The 26,709-nt window shown below is 54.0% G+C and carries 20 protein-coding genes and 4 pseudogenes; 19 read left to right on the plus strand and 5 right to left on the minus strand.

Annotation, left to right across the window (positions count from 1 at the left end):
* Positions 1-44 precede the first annotated feature (44 nt).
* The gene (locus tag CVS28_RS03010) at positions 45-1,772 is read left to right on the plus strand and encodes a sensor histidine kinase (protein ID WP_103480585.1); all 1,728 of its coding nucleotides are present in this window, start codon (positions 45-47) and stop codon (positions 1,770-1,772) included.
* Here CVS28_RS03010 and CVS28_RS03015 read toward each other — a convergent pair.
* From CVS28_RS03015 to CVS28_RS03035, 5 genes are all read right to left on the minus strand, one after another.
* Positions 1,741-2,754, minus strand: coding sequence for a hypothetical protein (locus CVS28_RS03015; protein ID WP_103480586.1), 1,014 nt, complete (start codon positions 2,752-2,754; stop codon positions 1,741-1,743). The genes CVS28_RS03010 and CVS28_RS03015 overlap by 32 nt on opposite strands.
* On the minus strand, positions 2,751-3,659 hold the full coding sequence (locus CVS28_RS03020) for a hypothetical protein (protein WP_103480587.1): 909 nt from the start codon (positions 3,657-3,659) through the stop codon (positions 2,751-2,753). The genes CVS28_RS03015 and CVS28_RS03020 overlap by 4 nt, the downstream gene beginning before the upstream one ends.
* Complete coding sequence (locus CVS28_RS03025) at positions 3,652-4,260, minus strand: signal peptidase I (protein ID WP_103464326.1); 609 nt, start codon at positions 4,258-4,260, stop codon at positions 3,652-3,654. The genes CVS28_RS03020 and CVS28_RS03025 overlap by 8 nt, the downstream gene beginning before the upstream one ends.
* 11 nt (positions 4,261-4,271) lie before the next feature.
* A complete protein-coding gene (locus CVS28_RS03030; RefSeq protein WP_103480588.1) occupies positions 4,272-4,865 on the minus strand; it encodes a hypothetical protein in 594 nt (197 codons plus the stop codon).
* A gap of 84 nt (positions 4,866-4,949) precedes the next feature.
* Entirely contained in the window at positions 4,950-5,495 is a 546-nt protein-coding gene (locus tag CVS28_RS03035) for an alternate-type signal peptide domain-containing protein (protein ID WP_243399662.1), read from the minus strand.
* A gap of 427 nt (positions 5,496-5,922) precedes the next feature.
* On the opposite strand from CVS28_RS03035, the gene CVS28_RS03040 reads away from it, so the two are divergent.
* The 18 genes and pseudogenes from CVS28_RS03040 to CVS28_RS20085 all read left to right on the plus strand — a co-directional run bounded on the left by CVS28_RS03040 (position 5,923) and on the right by CVS28_RS20085 (position 26,707).
* Positions 5,923-7,569 carry a sensor histidine kinase gene (locus CVS28_RS03040; protein WP_165788038.1) on the plus strand — a complete coding sequence of 549 codons (1,647 nt, stop codon included), beginning with the start codon at positions 5,923-5,925 and terminating at the stop codon, positions 7,567-7,569.
* A 522-nt stretch (positions 7,570-8,091) separates the two neighbouring features.
* Positions 8,092-8,460: a hypothetical protein gene (locus CVS28_RS03045; RefSeq protein ID WP_103464322.1), complete on the plus strand. Its 369-nt coding sequence runs from the start codon at positions 8,092-8,094 to the stop codon at positions 8,458-8,460.
* 9 nt (positions 8,461-8,469) lie between these two features.
* Entirely contained in the window at positions 8,470-8,928 is a 459-nt protein-coding gene (locus CVS28_RS03050) for a VanZ family protein (RefSeq protein ID WP_133159029.1), read from the plus strand.
* Positions 8,925-9,491: an arsenate reductase/protein-tyrosine-phosphatase family protein gene (locus CVS28_RS03055; RefSeq protein WP_103480591.1), complete on the plus strand. Its 567-nt coding sequence runs from the start codon at positions 8,925-8,927 to the stop codon at positions 9,489-9,491. Before CVS28_RS03050 ends, CVS28_RS03055 begins: the two co-directional genes overlap by 4 nt.
* A 988-nt stretch (positions 9,492-10,479) precedes the next feature.
* Entirely contained in the window at positions 10,480-11,331 is an 852-nt protein-coding gene (gene rfbA, locus CVS28_RS03060; protein ID WP_103480592.1) for a glucose-1-phosphate thymidylyltransferase RfbA, read from the plus strand.
* 123 nt (positions 11,332-11,454) lie between these two features.
* Positions 11,455-12,450 carry a glycosyltransferase gene (locus tag CVS28_RS03065; protein WP_165788039.1) on the plus strand — a complete coding sequence of 332 codons (996 nt, stop codon included), beginning with the start codon at positions 11,455-11,457 and terminating at the stop codon, positions 12,448-12,450.
* 121 nt (positions 12,451-12,571) lie between these two features.
* Positions 12,572-12,904: pseudogene (locus CVS28_RS20365) on the plus strand (hypothetical protein); the annotation flags it as partial.
* Positions 12,905-12,985: 81 nt separating this feature from the next.
* Positions 12,986-13,159 (plus strand): annotated as a pseudogene (locus tag CVS28_RS20370) (DapH/DapD/GlmU-related protein); the annotation flags it as partial.
* Positions 13,156-14,142, plus strand: a complete 987-nt coding sequence (locus tag CVS28_RS03075; protein ID WP_103480595.1) for a glycosyltransferase — start codon at positions 13,156-13,158, stop codon at positions 14,140-14,142. The pseudogene CVS28_RS20370 and the gene CVS28_RS03075, both read left to right, overlap by 4 nt.
* A 73-nt stretch (positions 14,143-14,215) precedes the next feature.
* Positions 14,216-15,367: a glycosyltransferase family 4 protein gene (locus tag CVS28_RS03080; protein ID WP_165788040.1), complete on the plus strand. Its 1,152-nt coding sequence runs from the start codon at positions 14,216-14,218 to the stop codon at positions 15,365-15,367.
* 18 nt (positions 15,368-15,385) lie between these two features.
* Positions 15,386-16,597: a hypothetical protein gene (locus tag CVS28_RS03085; RefSeq protein ID WP_103480597.1), complete on the plus strand. Its 1,212-nt coding sequence runs from the start codon at positions 15,386-15,388 to the stop codon at positions 16,595-16,597.
* 316 nt (positions 16,598-16,913) lie between these two features.
* Positions 16,914-17,022 (plus strand): annotated as a pseudogene (locus CVS28_RS20375) (DapH/DapD/GlmU-related protein); the annotation flags it as partial.
* Between the two features lie 481 nt (positions 17,023-17,503).
* The gene (locus CVS28_RS03095; RefSeq protein ID WP_103480599.1) at positions 17,504-18,622 is read left to right on the plus strand and encodes a glycosyltransferase; all 1,119 of its coding nucleotides are present in this window, start codon (positions 17,504-17,506) and stop codon (positions 18,620-18,622) included.
* A 317-nt stretch (positions 18,623-18,939) separates the two neighbouring features.
* Positions 18,940-20,427, plus strand: coding sequence for an O-antigen ligase family protein (locus tag CVS28_RS03100; RefSeq protein WP_103480600.1), 1,488 nt, complete (start codon positions 18,940-18,942; stop codon positions 20,425-20,427).
* 398 nt (positions 20,428-20,825) lie between these two features.
* Positions 20,826-21,005: pseudogene (locus tag CVS28_RS20380) on the plus strand (transposase); the annotation flags it as partial.
* Between the two features lie 724 nt (positions 21,006-21,729).
* The gene (locus tag CVS28_RS03105; protein ID WP_103480682.1) at positions 21,730-23,205 is read left to right on the plus strand and encodes a tyrosine-protein kinase domain-containing protein; all 1,476 of its coding nucleotides are present in this window, start codon (positions 21,730-21,732) and stop codon (positions 23,203-23,205) included.
* A 91-nt stretch (positions 23,206-23,296) separates the two neighbouring features.
* Positions 23,297-24,721 carry a sugar transferase gene (locus CVS28_RS03110; RefSeq protein WP_103480601.1) on the plus strand — a complete coding sequence of 475 codons (1,425 nt, stop codon included), beginning with the start codon at positions 23,297-23,299 and terminating at the stop codon, positions 24,719-24,721.
* A gap of 90 nt (positions 24,722-24,811) precedes the next feature.
* Positions 24,812-26,707, plus strand: coding sequence for a DUF4012 domain-containing protein (locus CVS28_RS20085; protein ID WP_243399663.1), 1,896 nt, complete (start codon positions 24,812-24,814; stop codon positions 26,705-26,707).
* The last annotated feature ends 2 nt before the right edge of the window (positions 26,708-26,709 follow it).

A 26,709-nucleotide genomic window follows, 5' to 3' on the forward strand; every position in this document is an offset into this window, starting at 1 on the left:
CCCAACGTGACTAGCACCTCGAGATTCTTGGCAGACATAACTTAATGACGGAAGCAATTTTGACGATCATCCCTGAAAATTTGACTGAAACCGCTGGAAATCGGCTCATCCGGCGCTACTTTTATGAGCGATCCCCCCGGACCCGCATGTTTCTGGCCCAGCTTCCGTTCACGCTGACCATGATCTTGGCAGCAGCACTCGTAGTATTTTTGCAACCGTCCCTCTTCGCCAGCGGGGAACTCGTGGCCTCGTTGGTCATGAGCGTGGGTTTGCTGGCAGTTGCCGGAACCGTCCAGTGGGAGAAAATGCCGCGGGGATCGTTTCTTCTGATTCCTTACCTTGACTTTGTTGCCGTGGCCTTGTTCCGCGAAGGTACCAACGCACTGCTGAATTCTGCCGGCATGATCGCCTTGTTCCCCGTCTTCTGGCTGTGTGCCTCCGGGCTTGCCCCCAAGACGGCAATCGTTTCCAGCACACTGGCAAGCCTGCTGATCGTTTGGATTCCGGAATTCAATGCCCCCGGCCCCGTGTCAGTGGAACAGTTGGTGCGGCCGCTGCTGATTCCCTTCATGATGCTGGCTTTCGCCATTGCCATGGTGGTCCTGACCACCAGCATGGACAGGCAGCGCGATGCTCTGGTGGCCCAGGATTCGCTAAGGCGCAAGGATTTGGTGGACAGCCGGCAGCGCGAGCGGCTGTTGGAAACCATTGTGGACACAGTGGGTGTGGGCGTTGTCGTGGTGGATGCGGACGGCAACGACCGTCTCATGAACTCCACCCAGGAGGCCATTCATGCTTTGGGTGTGCCGCCGGATATCAGTGACCCGCAGGAAAGCGAACTGTTGATATTCGGCGTCGACCGGGTTCCGTTACCGGCCTATGCCCGCCCGGTCCGTCGTGCCATTGATGGCGAATCGTTCACCAACTACCAGATCTGGATTGGTGCCGGCGAGCAGGCCAGGGCCCTGTCAACCACTGCCCGCACCATCGTCAGTGATGATGGGACTTCCGACGGCGCCGTCATCGCGTTCCACGATGTCACCGACATGGTGGAAGCCCTCGCCGCCAAAGACGACTTCGTGGCGAATGTTTCCCACGAGTTCCGTACTCCCCTGACGGCCATCCAATCTTATGTGGCCCTGGCCCTTGAATCGCCCGGGTTGGCGCCCGCGGAAGTTATCAACTATTTGACCATTGCCGACCGCAATGCCGTCCGTCTCAATGGGCTGGTGACAGATTTGTTGGCTACCACCACCATGAGTATTGATCGAGCCCCTGCCTGCGTCGATAAGCTCATTGCAGATTCCCTGGGCACCGCTGCGCCGGCTGCCGCAGCCAATGGTGTGGCAGTGGAGTCGGAGTGCCAACAACCATTGATGGCCATGATCGACGCCGGCCGGATTGGCCAAGTCTTGGACAACCTGGTGTCCAACGCTGTGAAGTACTCGCCCGACGGCGGCACCCTCACGGTGCGCGCGTGCGCTGACGGAACAGATCTACACTGCCAGGTCAGCGACACCGGCCTGGGCATGAGTCCGGCAGATCAGGCCGGGCTATTCCAGAAGTTCTTCAGGGCCGGACAAGCCAGGGAACGCGGTATCCCAGGCATTGGCTTGGGCCTGATGATTTCCAAGACCATCATCGAAAACCATGGCGGCACCCTAACTGTGTCCAGTGAACAGGGTCAGGGAACCACCATGAGTTTTGTGATTCCGGGGTGTGTAGTCAGTTCAGAACTTGTTAGTACTGGTACTGGTAATTCTCAACCCTAAATTCATAGGCCTTGTAGAAGACCTTTTTATAGACTGGATCGCCCGCCTGGGTCCCGTTCATCGGTATGATTCGCAGCAAATATTCGCCGTTGTAAGCGCCGCCGTTGGTTGGGTTGCCTGAACCATCCAGTTTGTACGCCGGAAAAGTCAGTGTGGCACCTGTGGACCGGGTGGTGAACTCAGCACCAAAACTGGACGCTGTGTCCACGGACACGATTGACACCTTGTAGTCGGTTCCTGTGGCCAGTGCCGTCCAACTGACATTGAGAACATTGTTGGTCTTCACCGAACTTGCAGGGACTGCGTTGACTGAGAAGCTGCCCAGCGGGGACCGGTCATTCGGGCTGGCATAGCCGCATTGCTGCGTCCTTTTTTCATGCTGAATAGTCCGGTAGATAGGGTCACCGGCAACAGTGCCATTCATCGGCTGAATCCGAAGGATGTACAGGCCATAGGCGGCGTCGGTGTTGCTAAGATTGAAAGTGGCCTTGTTAACGGACACATTTTGTGATTGCGGTGCACCATAGTTCTTATCACTGACACTCACTGAAGCCACGTAGCTGATGTTGCCGGAAACATCAGCTGGCCAACTGACAGCGTATTTTCCGGAATTTCCGTTGGCATCGCACTCAACCTTGGTGGGATCCATGAGTCCTGGTCGCGCTGCAATGACTGGGTTGGCAACAATATTTCCTTGGTTGTTCGGAGGGGGCGTTGCGCTGGGAGTGGGTGTCGGCGTCGGGCTTGGAGAAGGAGTAGGTGTGGGGCTCGGTGCTGGCGCAGCACCTGCGGTGATGCCCATGGAAACTGTGGCGCTTTGATTCCATTTGGCAACGGCGGCACCGCCACCACCCAGCAACACGATGAGAACAAACGCCACTGCTGCAGTGGTGAACCCGGGAAGCTTGCGCAGCCTGCCAAGGGCGCGCTTAGTGCCGCCGCCCGTCTTCAGCTCTGGTTGCTGAGGGCCTGCTGAGCTCATCTAGTCTTGCTCCGTTTCCGAACTGAGGTGAATACGTACACGCATGCGCTGATGACGACAATCCATGGCCATGGGTTGTAGTCGGTGGCTTCCACATTACTTTGCAGCTGGCGCAACAGCGGCAATGCCTGCGACGCTTCCGGTGAGGGCTGGACACCTTGCTGCAGGGGGTCCAGATCTGTGCCGACGTCGGAGCCGATGGGTTCTTGCACACCACCTGGCACAACTACTGTGCCAGGCGTCCTTGTTGCCGCTGTGCCGCCGCTGATGGGCAGTGAAATCACTGCGCCGCCTGCGGCCAGGTTGCCCGGGCCCCCAGCGCACGGTCCTACAAGCTGACCGGCACCACGTTCCTGCAGGACAAAAGTCAGGGTGAAGTCGGCGTTTTGGTTTCGGGTGGAGTTGGGAGCTTGCAGTGACAGGCCCAGGTCAAGGGTCAGGGGCAGTACTTCGCCTGCGGCCAGCGTCCAACCATCGATGACCGGGGTGCAGGTGCCGGGAGTTGGCAGAGCGTTGGCTGTGGTGACGCGGCCTGAGGCTTGCGCTTGCAGGCGCAGATGCTGGGGCAGAATTGATGCGCCAGCAATCCCTGCGCTGGTGTCTGGGTTGTTGGTGTTGTGCACAGCGAGGGTGAAGTGCGCGCTGTCTTTGCCGGCGTTGCGAACCCAAATGAGTCCTGGCCTTGATTCTCCTGGAACATAACCTTTTGTGCTCCTAAACATGGTTGGAATCGCGTCAGTGGCGAATTGGACACCGTCGCGGCTTAGCTGAAGCAGATCATTCTTGTTCTCGGCGCCTGCGGCAGGTCCTGCCAGCAGTGTTCCCATGGCAATGCTTGCCACTATGGCCACGACGGCCATGCGTGCGGAGCCGTCGAGGCTGCGCAGCGGGACTTTTCTAGTCATTGTCTTTTTCATGCTTGCCGCGCTTCTTCTCCACGGCACCCCGGACCATACTCAAGGCACCCAGGGAGATGAATCCAACGGCGATGATGGGAAGCAGCTTGCCCCTCTGCTCGCCCACAGCATGGGCGGCGAAGCCTACATAGGGTACTGCGTATAGCAGTTTGCCCTTGATCTGCACTTCTTGGACGGTGGCAGCGTCTTCCAGGGAGTTGTTGTCTCCTTTGGTGGTGAAAACCCGTTCTCCGGTTTGGGTGGATCCCACCGAGGTGATGCGGTGGGAGATGACACCGGGCTTGCCTGATTCAATTTGGAAGGTGATGACATCACCTACGCGGAGAGAGGAGAACTCTGTGGGCTTGACCACCAGGAAAGTTCCGGGCGCGTACTTGGGTGCCATGGAGTTGGTCAGCACGGTGTATGTTTGCGAGCCGGTGGCCATGGGCGCCACGATCATGATCAAGGCGCTGACTGCTGCGAGGAGGAGGACCACGTAGGCGCTCCAGCTGCCAATCGAGTGAAGGATTCCGCGGGGACGTACCTTGCCGGCCGGCTCAGAGTTCAGAGATGAAACATCGCTGGTGACGGGGCTGATAACAGACATGGTGGACCCTCTTAGAGTTGGTTGACAGTGATCGGGACGGCAATGGCTGCGGTTTGTCCGCTGAGATTCACCGGCATGCTGGCGGCCAGGGTGATCTGGAAGCAAAACACACCGGTTGCGGTCTTGGCAATGTCCACTGTGGCGGTGCCGTTGGATGAAGCTGACTCGTAGAGTGCGGCTTGGGAGCACTGCGAGAGTGCTGTTGCAGCAACCACCTTGACCTGCATGTAGGGTGCAAGCGCGGATACCGCGTTGTTGTCGATGACGGGGACTGCCGTAGTGGCCCTCACGGTGAAGTCCCCTCCGGCGTTGGTCACGTTGCCCAGCTGGACACCGGCGTAGGTGCTTTGTCCGGGGACCACGGCCCCCGTAGGTGTGGTGCTTAAGGCAAACGTTGCCGCTGTGCCGTTGGCCAGAGTCATGTCAGTGAAATCGCCGGTTTTGGTATCCGTGAGGCTGATTCGAAAATCAGCGGCCTGGACGGTTCCGGCGTTTGCCCCAGCAAATTTGTTCCACAGCGCATAGCTCCCCTGCACAGTGAGCAGTCCCAGCACCACGGCAACCAGCACAAGGCCGGTGGCTTTCAGTGCGCGGGTGCTTTTCATGGCTGCTTCCGTTGGGAGGGGGGTGGTGGTGTATTGGTTGGTGGCCCAATACACCACCCACAGGGGGTCTGTGGTGCTGTGTGGTTAGAGGCCGTTGCTGCCGGCCGGGGCCAGCTGCTTGAGTTCGTAGCCGATAGCGCCGAAGTTGTAGTTGGCGTTCACTGATTCACGATTCGCGGTTGTTTCCTTGAACGCGAACGTGGTGGTGGCAGTAACCTTGCCAGTATCGGCAGCACGGAGTGTGGTGGTCGGCAGAACCGCACCATCGGTGGCGTTCTTCAGGGCCGTTGTGGAAACAACAGCGTTCGCAGCAAACCCGTTGTTCACGGTCTCGCCGGTAACCTTCAATGTGGCCGCCATCAAGTCACCGCTCAACGTCACATCCAGCTGCTGGGTGTAGGTCAAAGTTTCACCGGGAACCACCTTGTACGCGGCAATGTTCGTGATGGCCTTACCGGCCTTGTCAGTCCACGCACCGGCAGAAACCGGAACCAGGTTCAAGTCACCGGAAACAACCGAACCCATGGAGGAATTCTGGGCCTGGTTCCAAGTAGCCAACGTACCGCCACCGCCAGCTAGCAGAATAACGCCTACAGCAGTAGCAATTGCGCCCTTAGCCATCTTGTTCATTGTCAGACCCCTTGTTCAAGTTCACTCAGCAAGCTTTCCTGCCGATGGGTTCAACAATGCAGCCCCCAACGCAAGAAAAGGCATCAAAAACCCGGAAGATTACAACAAGAAAAGCTCAAGCATTCAGGCACATTGTGTGGGTTCCCTCAAGCTCAAGAAATACTCAGGAAGTATCCGCCCAACGAACATGCAGGTCACTAGACTCCGCAAACTGCCGAATGTGAGATTATCTAAACCAACAGCTTCTTGCCTGACGACTTGTGCGGCGGTGCTCTCTGCCGGCTCACCACAAGTACTTCAGTTGTTGCCGGACGCAAGCGAATGCGCCACATCGTGACCTCGACGGATGGAAGTACTTATGCCCCACCTCGGCAAGCAGCAGAAATCCGTGCGGTTTCTGGGTTGGCTCCATCCTTTGCGTAGGCGGGTGTTCCTAACTCAGTTGCCGTTGACGCTGGTCATGGTTGTTGCCGTATGTATCGCTGTACTGGTGTATCCCACGTCGTTTGGGGAACCGCTGTTCATAGCGGCCTTGGCATTGCACGCCCTATTGTTTGTCGCGGCAATCGCTGTCCCATGGCAGAAGCTGCCACGGGGCGCGTTTCTTGTCCTCCCCTATTTGGACTTTGTGGCCATTGGGCTGTTCCGCGGCGGTAACCAGCAGTTCCTAACGGCCGTTGGCCTCCTGATTTTTTTCCCGGTCTTTTGGCTGGCTTCATCGGGCCTGGCAAAACGTACTTCAATCGTGGTCAGTGTGACAGCAGCCTTGCTTATTGTGTGGTTTCCGGTTCTAACTTCGCCCACCGGTTTCACCCCAGAGCAGTTGGCCAAGCCTCTACTTTTCCCGCTGGTGGTGCTGGCCTACGCCATCACTGTAGTTGCCGTGACCAATACCGTGAACGTTCAGCGGAAAGCGCTGGAAGCCAAGGATGTTGAGTTGCGGGCCGCATTAGATGCCAGCCAGCAACGGGAGCGGCTGCTGGCAACAGTGGTGGACACGGTTGCTGTTGGTGTGGTGGTGGTGGACGCAGCGGGCAATGACATGCTGATGAATGCCACCCAAAGGGCTCTGCACGACCATGCAGTTCCTGAGCACATTCCAGACCCGGAGGAAAGCGAGCTGGTGGTTTTCTCAGTGGACGCTGTCACTTTGCTGGCTGCGGAGGAACGCCCCGTGCGCCGGGCCATCCGGGGCGAGGCTTTCACCAATTATCAGGTGTGGCTGGGAACAGGAGACCAGGCGAGGGCAGTCTCCACCGCCGCACGGCCCATCCTGGATGAGAAAGGCAACTTCGACGGTGCAGTGATAGCTTTCCATGACATCACCGAGATGATGGCAGCACTGGAGGCCAAAAATGATTTCGTGGCGAACGTTTCGCACGAATTCCGCACTCCGTTGACGTCCATCCAGGGCTACTTGGAAATGGCCTTGGACGAACAGGAGCAACTGCCTGCTGAGGTTCGCGGCTACTTGAACATTGCTTCACGCAATGTGGACCGTCTCAGTTCCTTGGTCTCCGACCTGCTGACCACAGATTCACTGACGCTGCAGCTGAGCCGGACGGATTTTGCCACACTAGTCTCGGAAAGTGTGTCCTCGGCAGCGCCGGCGGCCGAGCTAAACAAGCTGGGCCTGGTCACGGAGATGCAGGGGCCGTTGGAGGTCTTCATCGATGTCAGGCGGATTGGGCAGGTACTGGATAACTTCGTCTCCAATGCGGTCAAGTACTCCCCCGACGGCGGAACCATCACCGTCAGAGCATGGGCCGAGGGCACGGACTTGTGGTGCGAGGTTCGGGACACGGGCATGGGCATGAACTCGGAGGAACAAGCTGAGGCTTTTACCAAGTTCTTCCGGGCCAGATCCGCAATGGCCAGATCCATACCGGGAATCGGTTTGGGGCTGATGATATCGCGAACCATTGTCGCCAAACATGGCGGCACCATTAGCTTGAGCAGTGAGCCAGGCGCGGGAACCACCATCGGGTTTGTACTGCCGGGGTGTTTGTCTCTTGGCAGCGGAATCCCGGGGCGTGGCGTGCAACGTAAATCCGTGTTTGACGCCGCGCAGTAGCCTGTCCACTTCCAGACCACCGCATCAGCTGTGACCTCATGCATAAAGGGGTGGTGGTGTGTTGAGGGGGGAGTCAACACACCACCTGTCTAGGGGGACTTGCCAATCCAGAGCCATGACTTGTCTGGTGGCCATTGCCGGCGCCAGGCCGAACGTTCAGCCGATTCTTCCCAGCAAGTAGGCTTCCGCTGACAACAACTATGGAGGATGCACCTCAAGAAATGGCACCCTGTATCCGGAAGATTGCCACAAGAAAAGCACAATATTCGCGATCCACCCACAGCCCAGCAGGAAATTCAACCCAAGCTCAAAATCAGTACAATTACGCGAAAATACGGCCCAAACTGATGCATTCAGGGTCGACTCGAACACCAAGCCCTGTCCTTTTGTATAAGGTTTGGTCAAGTTCCAGTATTTTCTGCAAAAACCCATCGAATTCCTGCAAGCTGCCGATAGTGTTGAAGAGGAAATCAAGTTCACTTGGACTCAAACACGACACACGGCAGGAGGCACGAACAGAGGATGACAGTCACCGCATTGCCACTTGTCTGTAGCGCCACTCTGCACTCCCTTGAGGAATCCCTCGACGGCGAGACCACACTGTGCCGTAACTTTGTGTGCCGCTACGTTGACATGTGGCCCGGACGTTTTGTGCGGATTCACGAGGCTGTCACCGCTGGCCATAGGGAAGACGCCTTGGACGCAGCACTGAGTCTCCGTAGTTCCAGCTTGATGGTGGGAGCAGCCCGGCTCGGAGAGCTGACCAGCGACCTCATCAGGGTTCTCGAAATGGATTGCAACGCTGCCGCAGCCAAAAAACTTGCGGCATTGCGAAAGTGCGGGAACCAAACTGCGGGCCAGTTGACGGCCAGCTACGTCAATGTGGCGTAACGTCTATATGTGACCAGCACCCACCAAGCCCTCCACCGCCTTGCAGTAAGCCTGATGGCTGCCTACTTGGTGGCGCTGTCACTCATTGTTTTTTGGCCCACACCCGTGGATCAGCCAGCCGCTGGAGTACTCCATCAGGTCATTGATTGGCTCCATCGTCATGGCATGCCTGCATTCATTGACTATGCGCAGATTGAGTTTTCCGCCAATGTCCTGCTCTTTGTGCCCATGGGCATCATTGCTTCGGTGTGGACCAAGAAAGCCTGGCTGGGCCTCGGCATCGGATTCCTAACATCGTGCAGTATAGAACTTGGGCAGTCGCTGTTTCTGGCGGCCAGATTCCCATCAGTATTGGATGTACTGGCAAATACGTTGGGTGCCGGCGTCGGCGCCGCGATCTACACCCTTGCCCACCGGCGTTCGTTGGTCGAGGCTGTCGAGACCCAAGAAGGAAAATCCGGATCATGACCACTCCTCCCCCGTTCAGAATCCTCACGGTGTGCACCGGCAATATCTGCCGCTCCCCCATGGCCGAGCGGCTTCTTCAGCATGGCCTCGACCAAGTCTCTCCAGGAGCATTTGAGGTAAGCAGTGCAGGCACCGGGGCCCTTGTTGGCCACGCCATCGAGCCCCATGTGGAGGGTTTCATCCGAGTCATGGGTGCGGCTACCGACAATTTTGCTGCTCGACAACTAACCCCGGCCATCTTGGCCGAACAGGACTTGGTCATCGCATTGACCCGGGCCCATCGCAGTCGCATTGTCGAGATGCGCCCGGCACTGCTAAAAAAGACCTTCACTCTTCGAGAACTGGCCCGCATTCTGCCGCAGATTGAAACACCCCAGGGCATGGGAGCTGCTGAAAGATGGGAGGCCATGATTCCGCTCGCCCTGCGTGCACGCAGCCAGTTCCGATCGTCTCCGGAGGACGACGACGTGGTGGATCCCTACCGCCGTTCAGACGATGTCTATGAGCAGATGCGCCGAGATCTCACTCCGGCCATCCAATCGCTCAACGACTGGAAGGGCTGAATCCTAGGCCGCTGCACCCTCGGCCACAGGACCGTGGCAGGAGCAGTGTTCCATGGACCTGGGCCCTAGACAATTGGCAATGCACTGATGACAGCTCTCCAGCACGTGAATGCCATCGCTAGGCAGTCATTCACGAGGCATCTGTTCCGATTCTGGAAGTAAATGTGCAGCCACAAGCTACCTCCGACACGTCCCTGAAGGGTCTGTACCTACTTTGGCCCACCCGTCTACGCCCTGCTTGTGGCATAGGGGCTCCACGACCAGGCGTTTGCCAAACCTTGATGACCTAGCGCCCCCGAACTCCGCCAAAAAATGTCTCAGAATTCCTGCCCCGCTGGAAGTCCAGACTGGTTAGCACAGAGGCTATGGCATCTGGTCGCGGCGATTCTTACCCAATACCAACGACGAAAATCTCTTGCAGGTCAAAAGATTAGTGCCAACGTACTCCACTTACTAACCGTCGAATCTCCTGATAATACTCGTGCAAATTCAATTCAATGACGCCAGCACTAGCCAATCAAGAGACTCAGCCTGCCGTTGTATGTGCCCTGAAAGAGCTGCCGTCATTGGGTTAGTCGACGCGAAAATCCCTGCGCCCCGAACTCCAGCCGATAAGGTAACGGATATCACACTGAACCATGCAGTTGCCTGCACCGACGCCATACATTCGCTACGACGCGACAGCAACGTCCCTCCACGCACTCCCGACCAGAAAGGGCACCTACTCGGAAGTATCGATGGCTCGGGAAATAGGGCGCAAATATCGTGAGACGGTCACTTCGGAACACGAAAACTCTGGCGGCGAGACGAACCAAGCCGCTAGCGCCAGATGCCGACTTCCGGCGTAACTGTCAGAAACCGGACGACCCGCACCGCGGCAAGCGTATTCTAGAGACAGCAACTGTTTGCGTGGCAAGAATTTAGTATCCCGTACCTATTCTCAAACTCCGGATTTGGATTAAACACAATCTGCCCCAATGATAGTATAATGAAGGGCATAATCCTCGCCGGTGGTACCGGCTCTCGTCTGCACCCAATTACGTTGGGCATAAGCAAACAACTTGTCCCAGTCTACGACAAGCCGATGATTTACTACCCAATATCGACGTTGATGCTTGCAGGGATCCGAGACATTCTGATCATCACGACGCCCCAGGATTCAGAACAATTTCGCCGTCTACTCGGTGACGGAGCACTCTGGGGAGTGAATCTGTCGTATGCCGTCCAAAAGTCACCCGATGGCTTAGCACAAGCATTCCTTATCGGCGAACACCACATCGGTGGAGGTGGAGTTGCACTCGTTCTTGGTGACAATATCTTCTATGGTGCAGGGCTAGGGATGCAACTCCAAAGGCTGAATACAATCGAAGGCGCAGCAGTCTTCGGCTACCACGTAGCAGATGCAAGCGCTTACGGCGTCGTTGAGTTCGACGACAATGGTAAAGCGATCTCACTGGAAGAAAAGCCCAGCCACCCCAAATCCAATTTTGCCGTGCCCGGGCTCTACTTCTACGACAATCAAGTGGTCGAGATAGCGCGCGCGCTACGCCCTTCCCCTCGTGGAGAACTTGAAATAACGGACATCAACCGAATCTACCTTCAACAGGGCCAATTGCAGGTGTCGGTCCTTCCTCGTGGAACCGCGTGGCTAGATACAGGGACATTCGACTCCTTGAACGACGCCTCCAACTACATTAGGACAATAGAAGCCCGCCAAGGCCAAAAAATTGGCTCACCTGAAGAAGTAGCCCTGAAAATGGGATACATCACAGAGGACGATCTTCGCAGAATCGCGGAACCCCTAATGAAGAGTGGATACGGACTGAACCTCGGGTTATGAGACTCGCAGGAAGAAGCTCCTAATACCCAGTAGTCGCCTGAATATGCACGGCAAAAGGACGCAGTGAAGATACTTATAGACGGATATTGGCTGCACAATGGCCCTCCATCAGGCCGTATGGTCGTGAACGAAATTATCCAAGAATGGAAGAGAACTCACCCATCGGATGAATTGCTAGTTGCCGTACCGCGGAAAAATATCGACACTCTTAGTTCAGTTTCAAGGTTCGATTCAATAGTCCCCACAAAATTAAGGTTACATCCGCTCATCAATGGACTTGAGCTTCCCATTCTTGCACGCAGGCATAAATGTGACGTCATTTTAGCGCAAAATTTTGGTCCCCTCCAAGGAAGTAGTGTCACACTAGTTCACGACGTATTGTTCCAGTCAAATCCAAGTTGGTTCACGAGAATAGAACTCATCTATTGCGCTCTGATCCCGATGATGGCGAAGCTAAGAACGCGAGTAGTGACCACTACGATAACCGAAACGCATAGAATACTTCGCCACAATCCCCGGCTAAAGCTTGGCGCACCTATAGGTCTGGGTATCTCGTCCGAGCTCAATCAAGCAACACCCTTGAGGCCATCTTTCAATTTAACGAATAGATCATTCATATTGACAGTTGGTCGTCTCAATATTCGGAAAAATATTTCAAATACCATTCTTGGCGCACTAAAATCAAAGAAAATCACTCCAAAGAATCCTTTGGTTATCGTTGGCGAGAGATCGGGCTCCATTGAAAATTGGCCAGCCGGTACTCAACAAGCCATACAAGACGGATCAGTATTATTCACGGGTTACCTTTCGAACGCCGAACTTCGCTGGCTATATGAAAATTGTCTCTTGTTCTGCTTCCTAAGTCTGGACGAAGGTTTTGGGCTGCCCCCGATTGAGGCCTCGTCATTTGGGGCAACCGTTCTAGTGTCCGACATCGATGTCATGCACGAAAACCTCGGCGACGGATGCGAATATGTCGACCCAACTTCCATAGATCAAATTGCAGTATCAATTGCAAAGATAGTAGAATCGAGTACTCCCACCCCGGCAAGAATTGACGAGAGATTCAAGTGGCCTTCTGTTGTTCAACGACTTCGAGCCGAATTAGAGAAAGCCTAAATTGAAAAGTGTAGTGGACGCAACACTTAGATCGGCATACGTAAAGCTGCGGCACCGTGAAATTTCCGACGAAGTGCAACTTTCCGCGCTTGTTGACCTCGGTCTTAGAAAGACTGTCGAAATGGTACGCGGAAACTTACGCGGTCGAATCTACTTAAGTTTAACGACGAGCCATTTTCGCGGCAAAGGTGTTCAAATCATTGGTCAGAGTCGGTTCAAAGTGGGAAATGGTGTTTCTCTGGACGATTACTGCCGTATAGATGCCAACTCAACTGACGGTGTAACTTTTGGCGACAGGGTTACGGTTGGTCGTTTTGCGCTAGTTTCTGCCAGCGGTGTCATCGCAGAACCCGGTGTCGGCATCCAGATAGGCTCGAACACATCTATTGGCGCCTCCAACATAATATGGGGCCAAGGCGGGGTCAAAATTGGGAGAGATTGTCTCCTCGGGCCTAATGTTGTCATAGTTAGCGAAAACCATGGACACAGCGACTTGGAATCTCCGATAAGAATTCAGCAACCCATCAGGTCCCAAATAGTAATCGAAGACGACTGTTGGATCGGTGCAAACGTCACGGTCCTGGCAGGGGTACGCATCGGTAAGGGCTCGATAGTTGGCGCCGGCTCGGTGGTCAATTCAGATGTTCCGCCTCAGTCGATTGTCGGTGGCGTTCCAGCTAAACTTATTAGGAGTCGATCATTGGTATGAATACTGAAAAGCAGCAACATATCTATGTATCCATCTTAATGGTGACTTACAACAGTGAAAATCTATTGGAGCTGTCACTTGGCCCATTGATCGATATGCCTGACTCTGAAATAATAGTTGTTGATAATGATTCACAAGACAATACGGTTTCTTCTCTCAGGAAACGCTTTCCTTCTGCCAAGATCATCACGAATTCAACTAATCTGGGATTTGGCGCAGCAATGAATATTGCTGCAAACGAAGCACGTGGGCATAAATTACTTCTTTTGAACCCCGACGCACAGGTCACGGCAGAAACAGTTCTTGAATTGGCCAGACGAAATGACGAAATAGGCGGAGTTTCTGCTCCTGTAATTCTTCAGCCAAACGGTAGACTGGCAATCCACTCGGCAGGACGATTTCCAACTATTTGGAGAATGTTGCTCCACTTTTCCGGCGCATCCAGAGCATCGTCAATTTCAAAGCAACTGGAGGGCCATTACTTTATTCCGAGGACAAACGAACCGGACCGGTTACCGGCTGACTGGGTTACAGGAGCAGTTCTCCTTATTCCACGGCTGACTTGGAAAAACATCGGCGGCCTAACGGATCGATGGTTTATGTACGCGGAGGATATTGATTTATGTTGGAAAGTCCGGGCTTCGGACGAGAAAGTCACTTTGTATTCTGACTTACATGCGTCCCACTATGTCGGAGGAAGCGATTCAACGGAAAGCTATTCCGTAAACTCTGACTGGGTCGTTAATCTCCATGACTTCTACAGATGGAGAATGAACGGAAGTCCGCTACTTAGTTCTGTTTGGTGCCTGGTTGTTTCGGTTGGTCTGTTCAGCCGCTCGGTGCACTACGGCATACGCAGCCGAAAAGTTAGGGGAATAGAAGGAGAGTCATGGTCAGTTGAGTCCCGCAAATTCCGTATCTACGCCGTTGACGTATTGCGATCCATTCGGAAATCTTCCAATGGTCAGGATCGAAATGAATAGGCGCGTCGCCGTTATTGCGGCCTTCGCATGTGATCCTCGGTTACCCAGCGAACCGACAATCGGATGGCACTTCGTGAACGCCTTGGCCACAGCATCGGAGACCATTGATAATTGTGATGTTATTGCGTTCATGAACCAGAGATCATGCGACATTACTATGCAAAATTGGATTGACAAGCCCCCTATCGAGATTGTTGGAGTGCAGTTACCCAGTTTTTTGAGATTTCTACTTGATCCGCGCCTGACAAGATTCGAATATTTGGTCTGGAATATCCAGGTCAAAAATCGGCTGAGAAAACTTGCTCAATCTAACCAAGTAGTGCTTGCCCACCATGTGACATTTGCCAGTGAGCTCCTTCCGACACCCATATCTGTTCTCAGTAATTCGACGTTGAAGATCTGGGGGCCTGTTGGATCGTCGGGCAATGCCGATGTTTATCGCGTGAGCCCACGCTGGGGATCATGGAAATTCAACTACATTGTGCAGAAGACACGGAGTTTTCTCAGCCGACGATTAGCCGCTATTAATAGCCGAAAAATTAATTTGGTACTCACACAGTCATCGGAACTTTCTAGGCAACTGAGTAATAGGAACCGTGACACGAGAGTTTTTCCCAATGTTATTGTGGATGAATCGCTGACTATAATCAGTGACACTTCACAGACATCGGAACTTGGGCCGGATTCCGGTCACCGCACCATACTCTGCATTGGAAACCTTATCTATTTGAAGCGATTTGAGCTGGCCATTGCAGCACTTGCTTCTCCAGAACTTGCGGACGCCAGATTGATCATCATCGGGAAACCAGGTCCTGGCCAAGAGAATTATCTCCTTCCAGTGGCAACGAAGTTTGGCGTCGAACAGAGAGTCCTATTTACCGGTCAAATACCAAGGTCACAAGTGATTGAGCATATGAGAAACACTGACGTCGTGTTCCATCCTTCAGCTCGGGAAGGCGCTTCCGGAGTCGTCGGTGAGGCTACGACGCTGGGCGTTCCCGTGGTCTGTTTTGAACAGACGGGAGCGGCCGTTGTGCTCCAGGCGGCAGAGACGTCTGGCTTCGCTGTTTCGGCGTTAGAAACTGATGCGAGATCGATTGCCCGTACCTTGTCGGCGGCGATGAACCTGCCTCGGATTTCAACCGATTTGTGGACTTACCAAAGGTTTGTCGATCTTGAACATGAACTTCTTGAATCGGTAGTCGGGAAATCTAATGGATATTGACAGTCATCAGAATTTAGAATGTCGATGAAAGTCGTTACGGTCCGCCTGATGGATCAGGGTGCGTGGTCGGCGGCTTTCTTCCTCGCAAACATTTGGACAGCCTTCTCGCTATCCGTTGATAGCTTCGCGGCGTCTACAATCGCTTCCTCTGCGGGCGTTGTCGGGGCCGCCGTTGCTAGGGCCTATGCCGTTGACTCTCGACTGATTAGCCGAACTCGTGATGGCTCGTCGACTTTGGATTGGTTTTCTAGCCGAATCTCATTCAAAGCGTCAATGGTTGCCGCCGTCTCTTCTTCTGCATTCGTCATGGCATGGTACGCGATTGCGGGCGAATTTTCCCAGTATTGGACATTCAGTCTGATCGCATTCCTTATAGTTATGGCAGATATTCCGCACTACAGCCTAATCATCAGAGGTGAGCAAGCTAAGGCATTTTCTGCTGCTTTTGCCTATTCGCTTTTCATTGGAATTGGCTGGTGGGTCGCGAAAGGTCACCCTGTGGAGACATGGTGCATTGCCCTCGTAGCGGTAACTATAATTGGATGGATACTTGTCGGCAATCGCAAGTCTAATATGGCTAGTAAAACCGTCGTGGGGACATCCATGAGAATGTCGGCGGAATCTCTATACTCAGCAATCGCCAGCCAGCTAGGCATACTTATTCTTTATGTCGTCGCAGCTTCGTCGGCTACTGCTGGTATCCGCCTGACTTATTCTCTGGTATTCGCGCCTGTATTCATGATTATCCAGGGTCTATTTCCTTTAGTTTTGCGGAAAGTGACTGAAGTACGTCCGGTTGTCCAGCCGAGCACCAAAAGCCTGCTAACTATCTGGACCTTGGCGTGCGCGGCCGGTTTGGCAACATTCGCAGGCGGTGCTTGGCTGATTGGCGAAAGCGGACTGAAAATCGCACCAACTATCTCCCTTACGGCCCCCTTTCTGTTGCCGGTTGGCGCTTCAATGCTCGGCAGCTTAGTCCTCGACACCGGACTACTACGGTGGCGTCTGACGGTGCCTCCGTCAAAACCGCATCGACTGAGACTAATACTGACGATGATTGACTTGTCGCTTCAGGTGACCCTTGTATTGCTATTCGGTTTGACAGGAGTTATTTGGGGGCTAACGATAAGTGGCTGCCTTAAGCTGCTAGTTGGACTAGTATTGATAATTCGAAATGATGAAGATTTGGATCTAAGAGAAGGGTCGTCCCTCGTTGAAGAGAGAACTTGAACGGACAGTTCGTGACGTCGTGATAAATGGCTTCTGTTCTTCTGATTTCATTCCCGGAAGGGTCCGTTGGCAGGTACTGCGACTTCTTGGGATGAAAGGAATAGAACCATCGCACATATCCCCGCGGTGTTTCTTTGGTGGAAAGAACATTAATATTGGACGCGATACTTTCATAAATTACGGGTGCTTTTTTGATGCAGCAGATACAATTAGTATCGGCCAACGTGTCAGAGTTGGAATGAATGTGACTATGGTTACAGGGAGTCATCAGATTGGACCCCCTGAGCAACGTGCGGGAGCTGAGGAGGCATATCCTATTCATATCGGAAACGGTGTTTGGATTGGCGCAAATGTAACGATCTTGCCAGGAGTAAAAATAGGGGACGGGGCAGTCGTAGGGGCAGGTTCGGTGGTAACTAAATCCATACCAGCCAATGAGCTTCATGCAGGTGTCCCTGCCAGGAGAATGAGACCTTTGCTCGCAGACCTAGAGTTGCTAGGCTAATGTGAGTAGCCTCGGTTAAAGAGCGTCTACTATACGGCCCGCACCAACCGGAAATTGTCACTTTTCCTATGGCAGGCTGCACCTAGAAGTCTACGTGCATTCATAGCTAGTGCGTCCATAGAGTGATAACTAGCTTTGATAAAAGAAATTCATATCTCGAAGTGCTAAACGATCACTTAGTATCTGATGGCTATTTGATCAGGAAAATGTGGCGATCTTAGTTTCAAATAACGCAAACGATTCCCGTTTTTTCGCTAATTTCGGCTACCTCCGTGACTCGATTGAAGAAAGCCAATAATAGTAGCTATCTCATGCACTGTGAATATAATTTAAATTCTCTAACAACGTGCCCTATTTGAATTAAGTTTTTGCCAATTGACAATGAATATGGAGTTTTTAAAGTGAAGTCAGTCGCAATTTTGGGCACTCGTGGATATCCGAGCTACTACGGGGGCTTCGAGACGGCCGTCCGGAAACTTGCTCCCTATCTGGTCGAGGCTGGTTGGGACGTGACTGTGTATGGTCGTCCGGACGGAGTCCTCCGGACTGACCCCGAACGTCACTATGGAGTCAAGTCCATTATGACCCGAGGTATCGAGACAAAACACCTGAGCACACTCTCATACGGTTTCACTTCGGCTATGGCGGCAATAAGGCAGAAACCCGATGTTGTCTTGGTCATGAATGTGGCGAACGGTTTCTGGCTGCCCCTACTCAAAATGCGTGGGATACCCACTGTCGTCAATGTCGATGGAATTGAGTGGGAACGCGCCAAGTGGGGCAAAAATGCCAGAAAGCTTTTTCGGTTAGGCGCACGATTCACCGCTACTTTTTCTAACCACTTAATTGCTGATGCCAGGGAGATACGCAGAATTTGGGAGGCAAAAACACATCGAAAGCTTGAATTTATCCCCTACGGCGGCGATGTTCCTCGTGATGTGACCACGCCAACTATTGTTACCCCGGGAGGATATGCTCTGCTCGTTGCGAGGTTTGTTCCGGAAAACTCTATCGATTCGTTTTTGGACGCCGCTAAAGTCATTGCGCAAACACATGACGTAGTTCTCGTGGGCACGTCAGGGTATCCTGACGCTATCGAGGACCGGGTCCGACAACTCGTGAATACGGAGCACCGAGTTACGTGGCTGGGACATGTGAGCGATGATGATTATCTACATGGATTGTGGGTGAACGCTGGCGTCTACTTCCATGGGCACAGTGTTGGTGGTACTAATCCCGCACTCGTTCAGGCGATGGCCTGTTCAACCCCGATCGTCGCGAGGAATACAGTTTATAACTTGGAAGTTCTTGATGACGCTGCGCTGTACGTCGAACCCAATGGTGCCAGTATTGCAGAAGCTTGCTTGAAGGTACTTAACGATCAGAAATTGCGAATAAATTTGGGTCGACTTGCATTTGAAAGATCTCGTGCCATCTATAGCTGGGAGTCTGTCTGTGCTTCTTACGAACAGCTACTGGAAACTGCCGTGGAATCCGGCCATCGCCATCTCAAATTCTGATCTACTGAAGTTATATGGGACTTTCGGTGGTTGATGGGGAATTTGCATGACAGATGGGCACTTATGGCTATTTCAAATTCGAGGGCAGTGAGTTGATTTTGGTGCGTTTCGCGTGTTTGGCGGCAGTACGGGTGGTCGGATGGGATTTCACCCTCCGCCCATCCGTCCTGCCGTGAACGTTCTCGGAGAGTTTGACAGGCTAGAGGCATAAATGGGATCCCATAACCCACCGTATACTGAACTCTGATTGGACGAGAAGCATCTCCGGACACCCGATCGGATCAATTAAGTGCTGATGTTCGGGGTATCCTCTGTTCATGCTTAAAACCCTGGGGAACATGGAATTGCGTGACTGGCTATGGTATGGAGCGGCTGCTCTAGCCGTAGCCACACTGACCATTTCAGGCATCCGGTTCCCCCAAGTGGTCTCTATCCTGGTCGTTGTAGCGATACTGACAACCCTCACAATACGGGCCGGCCGCGAGTGCGCCCTGGGCAATGGCGTACTCGGTGCGATTGTGTCGGTGGTATTAATCTCGCCTACTGGCATGGGGGTACCGTTCTTTACCGGCATCGCTGTCGGCACAGCATGGCTCCTAGCGTGCGCTATGTTCGCGATGCGAAGGATCATATCGAATCGGGTATTCGGATTGTTCGCCATTGTGACAATCATCGGTATAGCTGGCGCCCTATTCTTACCAGAAATTCCATTGCTTGCCATATCTGTAGGGATTTTCGGCCTGCTCGTCGGCGTTGTCGCTAGTTCTCCCCTAACCACGGCCGACAAGGGCGTCATCCGGGGAGGTCTCATCGTCCTGGCTTCCGTCGAGGCCACACTCTTGACTTATGAAACGTTCGTCCTAAAAGGCTGGATGTTCGGAGATCCCACTGGATGGGGGCACCCGCTCATTGAAGGAAGCTATCGCGCGGCGGGAACTGTAGGTCACCCAATCGCAGCCGGAACGGTGCTCTTGGTAGCGATTGGCCTTCTGATGGCGACACGCTGGGAGAAGCAGATAGCTAAGGTGCCAGTCTTGGCAGTTTTGCTCGTCGGCGTTTTCGCAACCGGAAGCATGAGTGTTTACATTACTGCCGCAATCTGCCTGCTTCTGCCATACGCAGCGAAGCGATCTGTCCCAGCCCACTTCATGAAGGGTGCGTTGGCTGTCCTAGGCATCGTTTATGTTACGACTGATCAGCAGGTATTCAACACCATAAGTAGCGGGATCGGCGCATTGAATTCCGGGCACCGAATCAACACAATTCTGGGCATCCCTAACCTGATTTTCAGCCGCCCTTTGGGCGAGTCCCTGTTTGGAACTGGTTGGGGAAGTGCGCAGCAAAATTACTTGGACGGCTATTTTGTCAATGATAATTTCTTCACTCTCGACAACCAGTTCGTGTCGGTACTAATGGCGACCGGCATGGTTGGAATGATCATTTTCATGATATTTCTTGGCTTGGCATGGCATCGACGGGGAATTCATAGCTGGGTCGCATTCATCGCCTTGGTGATGATGTTCTTCGGCTTTGACGTGCTTTCCTGGGCGGCGACCGTAGGGCTCTTTGTGGTCGTTGCTCTTGATCTAAGGCCTTCGAGTGAAACATTAGACTCGAATGTTGCTTCGGTGGACTCCTGCGCTGCGATCCCCGTATCTACTCAGACAAAAAATCCAGCCCAAGATACTTGTATCACCAGCAGGACGAGGATGACTGAAGGAACGAAATATGGTTCGACTCCGGCGAATGTGACGCCCAGCACCAGACCCCCAATATACCCCGTTGGTTTGCAAGTCTCGAAGTAGGCAGTCCCCAAGTGGAAGACCAAAACGGCCTACCGTGTGGGTGAGATGGTGCTGCATGAGTTTGTTTAGTGAAGCGGTGATCCGCTGGGGCGGGCCATGTCGGAGACCACTTCCGGTTGCGCTGTATCGTGGTGCATGGTTCGTGCCGCAGTGAATGAACCTAGCCCACTCAAGCTACCCAACGTAGATATTCTCAGGCCAGGAATGTTGGGAGTTGACAATCACTGCTACCGCGCCGTGCGCTACTTCAAAGCCCCAGACACCATGCGCCTGGATACGATTCGAACCGTTGATGACGACCACCGTTGACCTTGATATCGGTCAAGTCCTCGGAGTCGTCAGTGGCCGTGACCGAACGTGCTCCGATGCCAGGCTGATCAAGCGCCCCATGGCGCCTCGGTGTTCACTTCGTAGCACTTGACCTCTCAGCCGCCTTCCATAACGCCGTGAGGATATGGCTGCCCCGCAAGGCCGTTGCAGTAATTGATTCCCATCTGGTCTCCCTGGCCAACCAAGCCTTGACCGAGGTAGGCCAACAACTATCGCTCAGGTTCATGCCCGGCGGAGTCGGGCGTTAGACCCTGCTTGGGCGCACCCGATGCTGTTCCTACGAGCTGGCGACACCCTCTCAGACAAAGCCCGCACCCGGCTGGAGATCGTCTTCGTCACCCACAACCCAACCGGGAAACCTCAAGGCAGCCTGGGAGGTGAAAACAATTGCGCGTCCTGGTGCCCACCGGCTCCTTGAAAGATGCGAAACTTGCACAGGACCCCGCCAACGAGAGGGAATCTTGGGTACCAAGATCACCGCCAACAACATCAAAGCGCCTACAAGATACACTGTCTTCTGATCATCGAATTCACTGGACGAAGCATAGGCCTCAATGCGGGCATCCCAGTCTGCCTTGATGAGTATTCCTCGATATGACGTTGCCGCCCCACACCGTGAACACAGGCTGGAGCAACCAACAGCAGGCAGACCTGCCGAGAGTCTCGCCCGTGTCTTTCTCTGAAACTCGTCCGCAGTAGTCAAATCACATTTCGGGCCATCCTTGCGCTCAAATAACGTCGCGCAACAAATAATGTCTCCTGGCCACATCCCAAAGTATCCTGATGCCCTCAATTATTTGAGCAATCCATATGAAAAACGCTCCGCCCTATCCATGTACTCATGGTGGGCATCGGCGCAGAATCGCATGCGTTGTCCCAGCCGCTACAATAGGATCAGAAATGCAGAAGAATCGGTTCAGATCGCCGCCTGGCGTCGTTCCTGCTGCACCATATACACGGGGGAAACGGCTCTTGGAACTGCGGCAATATCTGCTTATTTTGCGTCGAAACTGGATTGTTATCGTTACGCTCGTTCTTGTCGGATTACTGGTCGGAGGTTTCACAGCCATCATGACGAAGCCAGTCTATAGAGCAGCGACGCAACTATTTGTGGCGACGCAATCTTCCGGATCGGTGCAAGACCTTCAAACGGGAAACTCCTTCATTCAGGCTCGGGTGTCCTCATATGTGAAGACGGCGCTTACACCTACAGTCCTCGAGCCGGTCATAGCCACATTGGGGCTGGACACCACGCCGCAGCAACTCGCGAAAAGGGTAACGGCTTCATCTGACCTCTCCACTGTCCTGATATCGATTGCGGTCGAAGATAGGTCACCCGTTCAAGCTGCGGCCATTGCGCAGGCAGTTGCCAATAGCCTCATAGTTGCGGTTGATAGGCTTGAAATGCCGACAAATGGCGGTGACTCTCCTGTGAAAATTTCGGTTGTCACCCCAGCATCGGCGCCCTTGGCGCCCTCATCCCCAAACATGAAGATCTACTTGGTTGTGGGTCTCATGGCAGGCTTGGCACTCGGCATTGTTGCTGCTTTGCTCAGGACTACCCTGGACTCTCGTGTACGGAGCGAGAGGGACCTGGCACCGCTAACCAGCTCCCCGGTCCTCGGGGGAATCGCTTTTGATGCAGATGCCACAAAGAATCCCTTGGTCTCCAATGGTTCGGCACACAGCCAACGCGCTGAGTCCTTCAGGCAACTGAGAACGAACCTCCAATTTGCCCACGTCAGCCACAAAAGTAAGACTGTATTGGTCACGTCGTCCCTTCCGGGAGAAGGAAAGAGCAGCACCGCTACCAACCTAGCTATTGCCATCGCAGAATCTGGCCAATCAGTTGCACTGGTTGATGCCGATTTACGGCGCCCGATGGTGGCAAAATACCTGGGACTTGAAGGTCAGGCTGGCTTGACGACGGCCCTGATTGGTCAGGCAGATGTCCAAGATCTTATGCAGCCTTGGGGGAAAAATGAACTCCACGTTCTAACTTCGGGACGCATTCCGCCCAATCCCAGCGAATTGCTCGGTTCAGTCGAGATGAAACTTCTGATCGATAGGCTCGAGCAGGCATTCGACGCCGTCATTATTGATGCCCCCCCGCTGTTGCCCGTCACTGATTCCGCAGTTCTGGCACAGCAGGTCGGTGGCGTATTGCTGGTCGTCGGTTGCCACACCGCCAAACGTCCTCAGATAGAAAAGGCCATTTCAACTCTGCAGCTGGTGGACGCTGACGTCCTTGGTGTCGTATTGAACCGCGTTCCCACCAAGGGTCCTGACGCCTATTCGTACAGTTACTACGGCTATTCATCGGAATCTTCGAAGCCAGTGACACGCGTATCCGATCACGCCATTGAGACCAATCCTGTAGTCGAAGTAGCTACTCGGGACGCCTTCGACGACATTCTTCAAGGTAGGACCTCACGACGCGCTCAATAGCCCGGTCCCTGGTGGGAGTGTTGGTGAATGTTGACGATGCAGAATGTTGCTGGTCTTGTCGACAATACTTAATTCTTAGTTTGGGGAAAATTTGAGCTCCGAAAACTGGCGATCAAACTATGCTCGCCGAATTGGCTTCGTCGATGCCTCAGTAGTGGTCTGGGCTGTTGTGGGAGCACATTTGATCCGTTTTGGCTTAGACGACAACGCCCATGTAGCTGGTGCTCCGTACGTGATCATCACAGTATTGCTGCCCTGTGTATGGTGGATGATGTTGGGAGCTTGGGGAAGCCGAGAACCACGGATACTTGGCAGCGGGTCCGAGGAATACAAGAGGGTCTTTGCTTCCGCTCTATGGCTATTCGGAGCTTTAGCTATCGTGTCTTATGCATTCCAGATGGAATTGGCCAGAAGCTACGTAGGAATCGCTTTCCCGATCGGCGTACTAGGTTTGATCACTGGTCGATGGATCCTGCGTCAGCATCTGGGACTGGAGCGGATTAAAGGTAGAAGTACGGCACATGTTCTCCTCGTGGGTGGTTCGAGGGCGGCAGCTCATTTGATTGAAGCCCTCCGCCGGTTCCCACAATCAGGCTATTCTCCTGTCGGCGCTTACCTCCAAGACACTGACAATGAGCTATTCGATGGCACTCTTGATTTTCCTGTATACAGAGGCCAACAAGATACGGCCGATATTCTGGCGGCCGTCAGGGCAAGTGGAGCTGACACCGTTGCGCTCACTGCTGGCCTGCACTTCAGTCCAGTGACAATGCGTCAGTTGGGATGGGAGCTCGCTGCATCAAACATTGGTCTCATTGTCGCGCCGGCTCTCACTGATATTGCCGGACCACGTATTCATACTCAACCGGTCGCTGGGTTGCCACTGATTCACGTAACCACCCCCAAGCTTGAAGGCGGAAAGAGGGTAGCGAAACGGGCATTTGATATCACGGCATCATCGCTCCTGCTCGCAGTTTTCTCCCCCGTCATGCTAATCATTGCCATTTGCATCAAGACAGAAAACCCCGGTCCGGTCTTTTTCCGGCAAGAACGGGTGGGTATCCTTGGCGCGCCCTTCATCATGCATAAGTTCCGATCCATGGTTGTAGACGCGGAACAACAGCTCACCGTCTTGCAGGAAAAAAACGAAGGAAGCGGCCTCCTGTTCAAACTGAAAGTTGACCCGCGTGTCACAAAAGTCGGTGCAACACTACGCAAGTTCAGTTTGGATGAGCTCCCCCAACTCCTGAACGTCTTTTTGGGTACCATGAGCTTGGTTGGCCCGCGCCCACCGTTGGCAGTTGAGGTGGATGCCTACGAAGAACATGTACGCCGCCGGCTCTTGGTCAAACCAGGCTTGACTGGCCTGTGGCAAGTCAGCGGGCGTTCCAACTTGTCGTGGCAGGATTCGGTGCGGCTTGACCTTTACTATGTGGAGAATTGGTCATTGGCCGGAGATTTAGTCATACTCTTCCGCACGGCGAAAGCTGTTATCAAGCGCGATGGCGCCTACTAAAATAGTGTCTTCTGGCCCTAGGCATGCAATCAACAAGGCTAAACGCATCGCACTCAACGCACAACCATTCTCCGTTGGAAGGGCCCAACCATGACCGACCCCACCGATCCCAGTTCAGCTCCGTCCGCAGAACCTCGCCGGCTGCGTTCACGGCAGTCAAAACGGGTAGGCGACCTCCGTCGTCGCTGGATTGCAGCCGGATTTGGCGCAGCCCTCTTCGCCCTGGTGCTCGGTGGCTCAGCCGCCTGGCTAGGGTTTCAGGCAGGAGTCATCAGGGACAATCTGCAAGCCACCACTGAGCTGTTGCCGCAATTGAAGAAGCAACTCACAGCCGGTGACGACACCGGCGCCGCGGCAACAGTGGAAAGCCTAGCTGGCCACACCGCCTCCGCTAAGTCGGCTGGTACAGACCCATTGTGGAAGGCTGCTGGAGCTCTCCCATGGATTGGGCCCAACTTTGTAGCGGCAACAACCGTATCCGTAACAGCGGATGATCTTATTCAACTTGCCGCCAAGCCGCTGCTAGGCACTTTTCAGTCACTAGATTGGAACGCGCTCACACCAGCTGATGGCGCGGTTGGACTCGAGGCCATCAATTCAGCAGCACCAAATGTGGTTTCTGCAGCCAACACGGTCCAGCTCTCCTATGACAGGCTTGCGGACATTGACAAGAGCAAACTGGTACCGCAGATTGCTGAACCACTATCTACAGCTGAACAGCAGCTCAGTGACCTGCGGGGCACGCTTAATGTCGCATCCAGCACTGTGCGCCTTCTGCCGGCAATGTTAGGAAGTGCCGATGCCCGGAACTACTTGTTACTCATCCAAAACAGTGCCGAAATTCGCGCCACCGGTGGTATCTCAAGTGCTCTGGCTGTTCTCCACACCGACCAAGGGCAAATCGAGCTTACTGGCCAAGACTCATCCACGGGTACGGGTGTTTTTGAGCCTGCGATTGAGGTCGATGACGCCCAAGAGGCCATCTACACCAACCGACTGGGCAGTTACATGCAGAACGTGAACATGACTCCAGACTTCCCCACAGCTGCCACTACTGCACGCACCATGTGGCAACAGCGGCACCCCGGCGATGTGATAGACGGAGTCATAGCTCTGGATCCGTCCGCCCTAGCGTTTGTGCTGGAAGCAACGGGTCCCGTTGATGTTGGCTCCGCCATTCCCGAAGGTGCGGACATTGGTGGCCTGCCCACCAAACTAACCAGCGAAAACCTTGTCAAGGCATTGCTCTCAGACGTGTACGCGAATATTGAGGACCCAACGCTGCAGGACGCTTACTTCGCCGAAGTTGCAAAAAAAGTCTTCGCAGAGGTTTCATCCGGAAAAACGTCCGGGGAAAAGCTGATCACCGCGCTAGGTAAAGGCGTCGAAGAAAACAGGATTAAGATTTGGTCCACCCGAGCTGAAGAACAAAAGCTTTTGGACTCACAGCGAATTGGAGGAGCCATTTCCGGGCCCAGTGTTGCACCGGCCGCATTTGGCGTCTATTTCAATGACGGCACTGGGGCCAAAATGGACTACTACGTTAAAAGAACCGTCCAGCTTGTGCAGCAATGTTCCGCCGGTGGATACGGGCAGTACACTGCCCGCATCACGCTAACCAATACGGCTCCTGCCGATGCCGCCACGTCCCTGCCCAAATATGTCACAGGCGACGGCGTTTATGGCGTCACCCGTGGCCACGTAGCCACCAATGTAGTAGCATACGGGCCTGCTCAGGCGCGGACACAGGCTGCCCGCGTGAATGGCAAGTCCACACCTGTAGGTTCCTTTAGTCACGATGAGCGCCCCGTGGGCGTGATCCGAGTGGACTTGGCCCCCGGGCAAACCACTACAGTGGAGCTCGACTTTGCCAAGGTGGTCCAGTCAAGCCCAGCTCACCTCGATGTCACACCCACCGTGCAAGACCTTGCGGATGTGATCCTCCCGGCTGAGGCCGCGAACAACTGCACAACGCCGGCGCAATAGGC

Source organism: Arthrobacter glacialis (assembly GCF_002909415.1).
GTDB lineage: Bacteria > Actinomycetota > Actinomycetes > Actinomycetales > Micrococcaceae > Specibacter > Specibacter glacialis.